Here is a 9769-nt window from a genome sequence, read left to right on the forward strand (position 1 = left end):
GGAAGACAACACGCGTACGAGCGGTTCGATCAATCCGAGGTCTGCGAACGTCGGGGATTCGCGAACCTCGTCGTCAGTCATAGGGACAAGGTTATCGGTGCAACACCGAATGCAACGAATGCTGGCTAGTAGGCACCGTGGGCCCGCACGACCGCTCTGAACGTCTTCCAGAGGATCAAGATGTCGCCGACAATTGACCAGTTCTCCACGTAGTAGAGATCGAGGCGCATTGTTTCTTCCCAGTTGAGGTCAGAACGCCCTGAAATCTGCCACGGTCCGGTGATGCCTGGGCGTACAAGCAGGCGTCGGCGAGCGTCGGCTGCGTAACCCGAGACCTCTGACACCAGTGGCGGACGAGGGCCGACCAGGCTCATGTCTCCTTTGACGACGTTGACCAGCTGCGGGAGCTCATCGAGCGAGAATCGGCGCAGAAACTTGCCGACGCGGGTCACGCGTGGATCGTCACGCATCTTGAACATCACGGCGTTGCCGGTGTCTGGGGTGAGCTCATCGAGCATCTCGTCGGCGCCGTCCACCATCGTGCGGAACTTGATCATGCCGAACGTCTTGCCGTCTCGTCCGACCCGCTCCTGGACGAAGAACACGCCTCCGGGACTCGACACCTTGACCGCGATGGCCACGGCAATGAAGATCGGCGACCCAATGAGCAGCAACGTCCAGCCGCCGACGCGATCCAGCGTGCCCTTGGCCCATCGAGCGCCGCCACGGTAGGCCGGTTTCTCCACGTGCAGCAGCGGAAGACCGGCGACGGGTCGGATATGGACACGCGGCCCGGCGATGTTCGCGAGCGAGGGAGCAACAATGATCTCGATGTCATGTCCTTCGAGATCCCAGCCGAGTCGGCGCACCATGTCGGGGTGGGTCGCGTCCGACGAGGTGACAATCACCGCGTCAGCGTCGACCGATGCAGCAGCCGCCCTCAAAGCGTCAACGTTGCCCACTGCCGGCAGCCCCGACACCCCATCATTTGCATCCGGTCCCGTCAGGCACACGCCGACGAGCTGATACCCAAAGCCCTCATGGCGACCGAGAACGGCCGCAAGGTGTTCAACGGACTCGCGGTTGCCGACAACGATCGCACGGTGGGTCATCCGACCCGACTGTCGCTGGACCTGCAGCCACTGGCGCCACGCCCAACGACTGAGAGCAAGCATCAGCAGTCCGAACGGCAACGCGACGACGACATACGTACGAGGGGGCGAGATCGCGGCGACGTAGCTGATGAACGCTAGGAACGAGAACATCACCAGAGTGGAATTGAGGACCCGTTTGTACTCTTCAGCTCCGCCTCCGAGAACCCGCGGGTCTCGTGTGCCGGCAAGAGTCAACACCAGGTGCCACATCCCCAGGGTGATGATCGACGTGGCGAGCCATTTGGTCTCGTAAGCACCACTTGGATCGTCCCAGTGGGGCTTTGAAGCCCAGACGATGTGAGCGGTGACAAACACCCACGTCAGGACGATGAAGTCGGAGAGTACGAGGATGCTGCCGTAGCGGCGCTGCCATCCGGCACCCGTCTCGCGACTTGCGGAACTCACCGCCACCTCCCGCTCCTGCCTGTTCAGCACCGAAGCGGTTGACCCCACTCGCGGATTCACGCCTGGGAAGGCCGCCCGACGGGACGTCGCTTGGCGGCGACTGTCAGCCGAGAGAGTCCAATCAGAGCCGTCACCAACAGGACGATGCCCAACCCGAGCACCAACCCACCGTAGCCGCCGGGGGTACTAATTGTCGCGGGGGAGTGATTCATCAGGACTGCCGCCACGGGCAGCAGAGCCACCACGATGGTGAGGGCAAAGGCCACAAGAACGCGACCGACTCCGATTGGTGTGTAGTCCATGCACCATCTCTCCAAAGTAGCCTGCAAAAATTCACGCAGAGTTTGCCGGTGTAAAGAGAAACGAGCCTGTGGGAGCAGAGTTACGCAACGTCTCTCCGCGATGCGCCAATCTAGACGGCGATCATGTGGCATGCTCGTGCCGTTCAGAAGACGTCGAACCGCGAAGGAGACGCAGTGTCGCCCCAACAGCTCGGCCGACGCTGGCCCTCAATCGTCGTGCTCACCCTGCTTGGAATTGCTGTCGCTGTGGGCTTGCTGAGCGCTGCGACGCAGCGCTATTCCGCCCATGCTGATGTGCTGATCGGGCCGCCGCCAGCCGAGAGCACCCACGCCGTGGACTCGCGCACGGTCGCGTCCTACGGCCACGTTCTGGGTGGTCGTACGATTGCCGGCCGCGTCGTCAAGAGCCTCGGCCTCTCCGACAGCGTCGCTGCAACGGATCGTCGCCTCGACGCCAGAGTCCTGAAGAACACCTCGGTCCTGCGCGTCACGGCTGAGAGCGACAACTCGCAGACGGCCGCACGCATAGCCCAGGAGTCTGCCGAGCAGTTCGTCAGCTGGCTCGAGGACGAGCAGGCCGACAACGTCATCGAGGGTACCGACGGCGAGCCGAACACTGACACCGCGCTGAGCGCCAATGTCGTTGAAGATGCGGCGACGCCTTCCGCAGCGTTCTACCCGTCGCGCCCGCTGTGGATAGCCATCGGCGCGGGCCTCGGTCTGTTGGCTGGACTGTTGTTTGCCACCTGGCGTGAGCTTGCCGATCGCAGTGTCCGGACACCGACGGAGCTCGAGGAGCTGGCCGGAGCACCTGTGCTCGGAGCGATGGCGTACGACCGGGCCGCCGCGAGCACTCCCCTCATCACGTCCCTCGGCACGCACCACCCACGGTTCGAGGCCGTACGCATCCTGCGCACCAACCTTCAGTTCCTTGACGTCGATCGGGACCACAAGGTCATCACCATCACGAGCTCTCTTGCCGGCGAGGGCAAGTCGACAACGGCCTGCAATCTTGCGATTGCCCTCGCCCAGACCGGAACGCGGGTCGTGCTGGTCGAAGGCGACCTGCGTCGTCCGCGCGTCAGTGAGTACCTCGGGATCGAGAAGTCCGTCGGGCTCACCACCGTCCTGGTCGGTCGCGTTGCACTCGATGCCGCCCTGCAGCAGGCAGGAACCCCGGGCCTCGACGTGCTCACGAGCGGGGCGTTGCCACCCAACCCGTCGGAGATCCTGCAGACCAAGGCCATGACGGCCCTCATCGCTGAGCTGCGCCACCGCTACGAGGTCGTGCTGATCGACGCGCCGCCGCTGCTGCCCGTCACGGACGCATCGCTGTTGGCGTCCATCTCCGATGGCGCGATCCTCGTCGTACGACACGGCTCCACCGGTCGCGAGCAGGTGCGCACGGCCACTGAGCGCTTGCAGGCTGTCGGCGCCAGGTTGCTCGGCACGGTGCTCAGCATGAGCCCGGCGCGCGAGCTGAGCCGCTACGGCTACGGCTATGGATATGGCTACGGCCCGGAGTACTTCTCCAAGACGGCAAACGGTGGACAGCGCAGAGGTTCACGCCGTAGTTGATCAGACGTGGGCGAGCGCGTTGAGGCGCGAACCCACCGTGTGTGCTGCAGCGGCGATCTGATCGGCCGTCTTGCGATGCACCTCAGGGCTTCGGCGGTAGGGGTCACCGATGTCGATGTCTGCGGGCGCGAGGCTGCGCTGACGTGCCGCCTCGGCAACGAGCTCAGTCGGGTAGGCGGCTTCGATCTTCTCGCACAGGGCAGCGAACTCGACGAGCGTGAACGTGCGCCGCAGGGCACGCGGGTTCAGCGCGAGCACCTCTGAGCGGTGCGTCTTGGTCGCAGTGAGGATCAGGTCGGCCGAGTCGACAAGGTAGGAGTCGATCGCGTGCGACCTGAACTTGCCGGGCGAGTGACCGAATCGCATGAGCTCCATGGCTGCCATGGCGTCCATCGGCTGACGGTCCCACCCTTGGACGCCTGCGCTCGCGACCTCGAACAGCTCGGGGTCCAGCTCCGCCCGCAGCAGCACCTCGATCATCGGGGAACGGCAGATGTTGGCGGTGCAGATGGCAAGGATTGCGAAACGCCGATGCCCCGTCAACGTAGTACCGGACGCACGTGCAGCCCGGCCTCCGGGTCGACAATGAGCTCTTGACCTGCGGCAACACCGTCGACGAGCAGCTCGGCCGCCGGGTCGACATTGCGCTTGACCAACGCCAACGCGATCGGGCCCAGCTCATGATGGCGCGCGGCCGAGCCGATCGAGCCCACGCGTACGCCATCCAGCGTCACCTCGGAGCCGACCGCCGGCAGATGGTTGACGGAGCCATCGAGATGAAGACGCACCAGCCGACGAGGAGGTCGCCCAAGAGTATGCACCCGCGCGACAGTCTCCTGGCCGCGGTAGCAGCCCTTGTCGAGATGCACTGCAACGTTCAGCAGACCCGCTTCGTTGGGGATCGTCCGCTCATCGGTGTCCATACCGATGCGAGGCAGGCCTGCCTCGATGCGCAGCGCCTCCCACGCCCAGAGTCCGACCGGGTCGCCGAGCTCGGCCGGAAGGTCCTTCAGGTCGGCGCGAGGCACGATCTTCCAGTCGAGCTGAGGGAGGCCGATCACCGCCCACTCACCAGAGGCCAGCGTCACCTCAACGCGCATCATGAAGCGCATACGGTCGAGGAAAGTCACAAGCGCAGCGCCTGCGCCCGGCTCGGTGTGCGCCCAGAAGGTCTCGCCGTCGTCGACACCGGAGAATCCGTGCTCGATGCGACCCTGCGGCGAGAGCAGCAGCACGTCAGTGCGTACGCCTGGCTCCAGCCCTTCGAGGTACTGGGTCGTCAAGGAATGGAGCCAAGTGAGGCGGTCAGGGCCACTGACCGTGATGACGTCACGGTGCGAGAGGTCCACGAAGGTGCCGCCCTCGATGAGGCGGCGTTGCTCCCCGGCGATCGACCCGTAGTGCGCGGCCACGAGGTTGTCCGGCGCGTTACCGCTGACTGCGCCGGGCAGCGACAGGAGTGGGCTTGCGTCAGACACGCTGCAACCGTCCCCAGAGGTGCGACTGCATCTCTTGCCCCTCGGCGGCCATGTCGTAGGCGTACATCAGGTCGCCTTCGACGAGCCCGTACATGCGCTGACCCGCGGTGTAGTCCTTGGCGGTCGACGTACGCGCGACGACGTCAGTCGACAGCGTGAGTCGGGGGCCGTCGATCGTGCCGTACCAGATCTCGGCGAAGCCAGTGGCGTGCGCGAGGACGAGCTCAACCTGACCCTCACCTGCGGGTCGCAGGAAGCCCGTCTCGAGGGCGCCGGGGCGTACGCGCTCACCAGCTTCGTCCGTAATCCAGGTGCGGCTGAAGTAGTGCAGAAAAGGCCTGGCGTCGTGGGCAAACACCACGTCCTGTTCGAACGAGAACGGCTTGATCGTGGGGTACTCGCCCTGTCCGTTGCCGTGCCACGGGCCGAGCAACCATGCCATCGGCATGAGGTCGGGGTGGAGGTCAGACGGAATCTCGAACGGCATGAGGTCGATTCTATCGGCCGTCTGGGCGGGCACGATTGGTCGGACTTGCGATGACCCGGCAGAATAGTCGGGATACCCACTGGAACGGAGCATGATGGCTAGCAGACGAGAGCGTCGCTACGGCGAGGCTGGCAAGCGTCGTGCTGGCGGCCAACCGTTTCGCCGAAGGCATCGCAAACTGCTGATTACGCTCTTCACGCTCCTGATCGTCGTCCCCATCGTGGGCGGCGCTTCTTACGCCTACATGCTCAACTCAAAGCTCAACAACGTCGCGAAGCTGCCCGACAACAAGGACACCGATCGTCCCGACCCAGACAAGGGCAAGTCGCTCAACATACTGCTGCTGGGCTCTGACAAGGGCAAGAAGATCGCTGGTCAGCCGTCCGGCTCGTCGATTGGCGAGGACGCCAAGGCCGATGAGTGGCCCGTCGGCAAGTACCGCAGCGACACGCTGATGATCGTGCACATCTCGGCCAATCGAAAGCACGTATACCTGACCTCGATCCCCCGTGACACGTTCACGACGATCTACGACTCTGAGGGCCGCCCGCAGCACCAGGGCAAGATCAACGCGGCGTTCTCCGAGTTCGGACCCCTCGGCGCGATCTCCACCGTCGAGCACCTGACCAACCTCCGCATGGAGCACCTCGCGATCATCGACTGGGCCGGCTTCCGCGAACTCTCGTCGGCAGTTGGCGGCGTACCCGTCACGATCCCGAAGGCGTTCTACGATCCCAAGCAGAGGATCCAGTGGGAAGCCGGACCGCAGGTCCTCGAAGGCAAGATGGCTCTCGCCTACGTCCGAACCCGCTATGGTCTCCTCCGCGGCGACTTCGACCGCATTGCCCGTCAGCAGAACTTCCTGCGCGCGCTCATGAAGAAGATCCTCGACAAGGGGACGATGACCAACCCGGTCAAGCTCATCAACACCGTCAGCGCACTCACCAAGAACCTCACAGTCGATGCCGAATGGTCGGCGGGCGACATGCGCGGCCTCGCCCTTTCCCTCCGCGGCACCGAAGCCAAGGACGTCAGATTCCTCACGGCACCCATTGCCGGCACTGAGACGGTCCCGATCTACGGCAGCATCGTGAAGCTCGATGAACAGAAGGCGATGCAGCTGTGGGATGCCCTGCGGAAGGACTCGGTCTCGGCCTACATCAGGGCCAACCCCGACGACGTCCTGCCAGCACCCGAAGAAGTCAGGTAACTCCGCAGCGTCGACTGACCTCGCTACTTACACGCAGACGGCGTCACGACATCGTTGCGAGCACTGACGATTCCCGGTGTCGTGGAGAAGATGACATCGCCTGGCTGGTTGGGCCCGGAGATCATCCCCGTGGTCACCGAGATGGTCTCGCCCGGTTTGACCCGCAGCGTGACTCGAGTGACGTTGCGGCCCTTGAAGGTGTCGCCGTAGACCGTCTGCTTCTTGTTGTTGACCCGTACCTCGGTGAAACCACCGCCAAAGGGCGAGTAGAAGCGAAGGTTGAGACTCATCGTGCCCTTGGGTGTGGACAAGCCGCTTCCGGTGACTGACTCGGGAAGGCTTTTCTTTGCATCTGCTGGGGCATTGGACGTGACCTGCGTCGTGGACGTGAGCTCCTGGACGTCGTCTTCGAGACAACGAGTGGCGGTGACCCTCGTCGAGTAGTTGAGGTAGTACTCCATCTTCGTTGCCGCCGCGTCACCGAAGTAGAGGCCAACCCGCGGCGTCTTGCCGTCATCACCGAGGAATGCACCCGACAGGTCCGACGGACCGATGAGCTGTTGCTCATCCTTGTGAGAGGACCACACCATGATCCGGTTCTCGCTCGCGCCCTTCACCAGCCCGGAGATCACGAGGCGCGACTCGCCGCGACCTGACTTCACGACGTTGAACACCTTGCGCGCCGCATACTCGAAGGTGTCGTTCTGCTGCGTGGCGTCCGGGTAAAAGCGATAGATCGCGTTGAGGAGTACCTCGACGGCATTCTCCGGCGTCAGCGCCGCGCCATTCTTGAGCTTGACGGAACCGGTGCCTTCGAGGATGAAGCTCATCGCAACTGGGTCGACCGAGATGACTCCATCGACATTCCTGCCAAGACCCTTCTTCACCATCGCACGAGTGATCTGTGCCGTACGGGGAAAGTCAGGAGTCAGGTTGGCGTTGCGGAGGTCAGTGACGAGCGCGGACGAGAACACGTCCTTCTCGTCGTTGGTCATCGGGACAACGGGCTCCTCGAACGGACGGAGATCCTGGATCGCGCCCTGCAACCCCATCGACAGCCTGCCCTTCTTGGCGGTGAGGATTGCGAACGAGCCGGCGATGCCACCCGTGGCGCGGATCTCCGCGTTGCTCTGGATCAGCAGGAGATAGCGACGGGTCTCGTTCTTGCCCAGCATCGAAGGGAGCAGGCGCGCGGCCAGGGTCGCCGACTTGGAAGCGTTGCGGGCTTCGCCAACCTTGGCCTGGATGGACGAGACCGGTCCACGCAGCGGGACCAGGAGGGATCCGGCGTCGATGCCACGGATCCGCTCGTTGGCCCTGGAGATCGCCGCAGAAGCGTCAGAGACCGACGGCTCGATCTCCTCGATCGCCTTGATATCGACCTTGCCGTCATGCGGGCTGTAGGTGTTGAGGTTGATCTTCGAAGAGAGCTCGACCACGGGCGGGAGGGCGTCCCGGGCGATGGTGTCGATGGCGACCGATACGTCCTGCACCGCGGACACGTTCTTGCCGAAGAACGGGACCTTCGCACCCAGTTGCCACAGGACGCCGTCCGTCGAGCTCTTGGCACGATCAGCAGAGTCGGCGAGGGCAGCCATCGTTGTCTTGGCTGCTACGTCATCGCCGGCGACAATTTGGTTCTGCAGGACCTGGGCCTGATTGGCTGCCAGCCGCAGCGCCGAGCTGGCGCGCGCTGCCTGCCAGCCGAACAGAATCAGCACCAGCACCAGCAGACCCGCGAAGGCCCATCCGAAGTGCACACGGGTCATCTTGCGGTACCACGGGCGATGCTTCCGCGATCGATACGCCGACTGGCTCATTGCACTCCGAACGGGTTGTCGCGGGCGACGAACAAAAGAATCGTGCACGTCCCGAAGTTCGGGACGTGCACGATCTTACGTACCAGTCTTAGTGGCTCGACTGACGACGGCGAGCCATGTAGGTGACGCCACCGCCAACAAGAACCAGTCCGCCGCCAAGAAGGATCAGCGAAAGGTTGGATCCACCGGTGTCGGGCAACGAGTCGCCGTCATCGCCTGAACCGAGGGGAAGCAGTGTGACCGTGGCGGAAGCACTGGCCTCCTGAATCGCGGTCTGGAGGGTGCTCGCGCCGCTGCCGGTCGAGTAGAACGCAGGAGCGGTGATCGCCTCTTCGGTGGACGCAGTCTGTCCGTCGTCGTACTCGCACACAGCCTTGATCTTCGACTTGAAGATCTTCGACACAACCTTGGTGTCGTACGAGCCGGTGAGCGAAGTGCCGCTGCCAGTCTGAACGGCGGGCTCGCCCGGTGCGCGGCCTTCGTTGTAGGTGATCGTCCAGTCGCACTCGACGGAGCCGGCGTCAGCTGTATAGGTGAATACGTTGCCACCGACGAGGATGTTGTCGTCGATTGTGATCGTGATCGAAGGTTCTGGGTAGCCTGCGTTTGCCGAGCCGGCGGAGAGCAGGGTTGCTGCTCCCGCGATCACCGCGGCGGCAATCAGCCTGATCTTCATCATCCGTACTCCAAAAGGTCCGAGTTTGTTGAGTCATTGCAGTGGATAATCCGCCGTGACTCCCTGCTTAGATCACGTTATGTTCTGGCTAACGAACCGCTGTGCGGTTCGTTATGGGAAAACTCTAGCGTAGAAACGCGATCCTGCGGTCATCAAGGCGTGTTTCCGATCACTATCTGATACGAAGCGAACTCAAGCGCGCTTCAAGGTCTTTCCGACATCGACGCTGGTCAGCACATCACAGCGAACGCCCTCCCCACAAAGCGGAGAGGGCGTCCGTGGACTGGCAACCAACGATTCAGACGGCGACAAGCACCTCTGCGACAGTGCCCTTGGCAGCGGTCACGGCGTTGTCGACCGACACTGACTTCGGGGCAAGTGTGCGAAGCGTCCAGTCACCCGGGCCAGCGAAGAACCGGAACTGGCCCGTGGCCGAGGTCGGAACCTCTGCAGTGAACTCGCCCGTACGGTCGAGCAGACGGACGTACGCGTTGCCCACGGGCTGACCGTCACGCGTGACGACGCCCTGGATCACAGCTTCATTGGCGACGTCGACGCCTTCGAGGCTCGGACCGCCCTTGATTGCGCCGCACATCAGGCGACACCCGGCTCGTCGCCGAGGGCGACTGGCACGGCACGCAGAGCGCCGTATTCGGTCC

The 9769-nt window shown here is 63.6% G+C and carries 10 protein-coding genes; 2 read left to right on the forward strand and 8 right to left on the reverse strand.

From position 1 onward, the window contains the following. Positions 1-125 precede the first annotated feature (125 nt). Both V6M39_RS16610 and V6M39_RS16615 read right to left on the reverse strand, forming a co-directional pair. Positions 126-1559: a sugar transferase gene (locus V6M39_RS16610; protein WP_332644929.1), complete on the reverse strand. Its 1434-nt coding sequence runs from the start codon at positions 1557-1559 to the stop codon at positions 126-128. A gap of 56 nt (positions 1560-1615) precedes the next feature. Next, on the reverse strand, positions 1616-1861 hold the full coding sequence (locus V6M39_RS16615; RefSeq protein WP_332644930.1) for a hypothetical protein: 246 nt from the start codon (positions 1859-1861) through the stop codon (positions 1616-1618). Between the two features lie 174 nt (positions 1862-2035). Here V6M39_RS16615 and V6M39_RS16620 point away from each other — a divergent pair, with 174 nt between their 5' ends. Then, positions 2036-3439, forward strand: coding sequence for a polysaccharide biosynthesis tyrosine autokinase (locus V6M39_RS16620; RefSeq protein WP_332644931.1), 1404 nt, complete (start codon positions 2036-2038; stop codon positions 3437-3439). On the opposite strand, the gene V6M39_RS16625 is transcribed toward V6M39_RS16620, so the two are convergent. From V6M39_RS16625 to V6M39_RS16635, 3 genes are read right to left on the reverse strand one after another with little or no spacing between them, the layout of a single operon-like run. Further along, positions 3440-3982: an arsenate reductase/protein-tyrosine-phosphatase family protein gene (locus V6M39_RS16625; RefSeq protein WP_332644932.1), complete on the reverse strand. Its 543-nt coding sequence runs from the start codon at positions 3980-3982 to the stop codon at positions 3440-3442. After that, entirely contained in the window at positions 3979-4917 is a 939-nt protein-coding gene (gene ygfZ / locus V6M39_RS16630) for a CAF17-like 4Fe-4S cluster assembly/insertion protein YgfZ (protein WP_332644933.1), read from the reverse strand. The genes V6M39_RS16625 and ygfZ overlap by 4 nt, the downstream gene beginning before the upstream one ends. Beyond that, positions 4910-5404, reverse strand: coding sequence for an FABP family protein (locus V6M39_RS16635; RefSeq protein ID WP_332644934.1), 495 nt, complete (start codon positions 5402-5404; stop codon positions 4910-4912). Before V6M39_RS16635 ends, ygfZ begins: the two co-directional genes overlap by 8 nt. Positions 5405-5498: 94 nt before the next feature. Between V6M39_RS16635 and V6M39_RS16640 the strand changes: the two genes are divergently transcribed. Further along, positions 5499-6614 carry an LCP family protein gene (locus V6M39_RS16640; protein WP_332644935.1) on the forward strand — a complete coding sequence of 372 codons (1116 nt, stop codon included), beginning with the start codon at positions 5499-5501 and terminating at the stop codon, positions 6612-6614. 23 nt (positions 6615-6637) lie between these two features. Here V6M39_RS16640 and V6M39_RS16645 read toward each other — a convergent pair whose 3' ends face one another. The 3 genes from V6M39_RS16645 to V6M39_RS16655 all read right to left on the reverse strand — a co-directional run bounded on the left by V6M39_RS16645 (position 6638) and on the right by V6M39_RS16655 (position 9705). After that, on the reverse strand, positions 6638-8374 hold the full coding sequence (locus V6M39_RS16645; RefSeq protein ID WP_332644936.1) for a DUF4012 domain-containing protein: 1737 nt from the start codon (positions 8372-8374) through the stop codon (positions 6638-6640). Positions 8375-8522: 148 nt separating this feature from the next. After that, entirely contained in the window at positions 8523-9113 is a 591-nt protein-coding gene (locus V6M39_RS16650) for an LPXTG cell wall anchor domain-containing protein (RefSeq protein WP_332644937.1), read from the reverse strand. Between the two features lie 295 nt (positions 9114-9408). Continuing rightward, on the reverse strand, positions 9409-9705 hold the full coding sequence (locus tag V6M39_RS16655; protein ID WP_332644938.1) for a DUF1416 domain-containing protein: 297 nt from the start codon (positions 9703-9705) through the stop codon (positions 9409-9411). Between the last annotated feature and the right edge of the window lie 64 nt (positions 9706-9769).

The sequence above is a fragment of the Aeromicrobium sp. genome (assembly GCF_036675695.1).
Taxonomy (GTDB): Bacteria; Actinomycetota; Actinomycetes; order Propionibacteriales; family Nocardioidaceae; genus Aeromicrobium.

Excerpts from the sequence above, each read along its gene's own strand:
- V6M39_RS16635 (WP_332644934.1), bottom strand. The coding sequence starts at position 5,404 with ATGCCGTTCGAGATTCCGTCTGACCTCCACCCCGACCTCATGCCGATG.
- V6M39_RS16615 (WP_332644930.1), bottom strand. The coding sequence starts at position 1,861 with ATGGACTACACACCAATCGGAGTCGGTCGCGTTCTTGTGGCCTTTGCC.
- V6M39_RS16655 (WP_332644938.1), bottom strand. The coding sequence starts at position 9,705 with ATGTGCGGCGCAATCAAGGGCGGTCCGAGCCTCGAAGGCGTCGACGTC.
- V6M39_RS16640 (WP_332644935.1), top strand. The coding sequence starts at position 5,499 with ATGGCTAGCAGACGAGAGCGTCGCTACGGCGAGGCTGGCAAGCGTCGT.
- V6M39_RS16650 (WP_332644937.1), bottom strand. The coding sequence starts at position 9,113 with ATGATGAAGATCAGGCTGATTGCCGCCGCGGTGATCGCGGGAGCAGCA.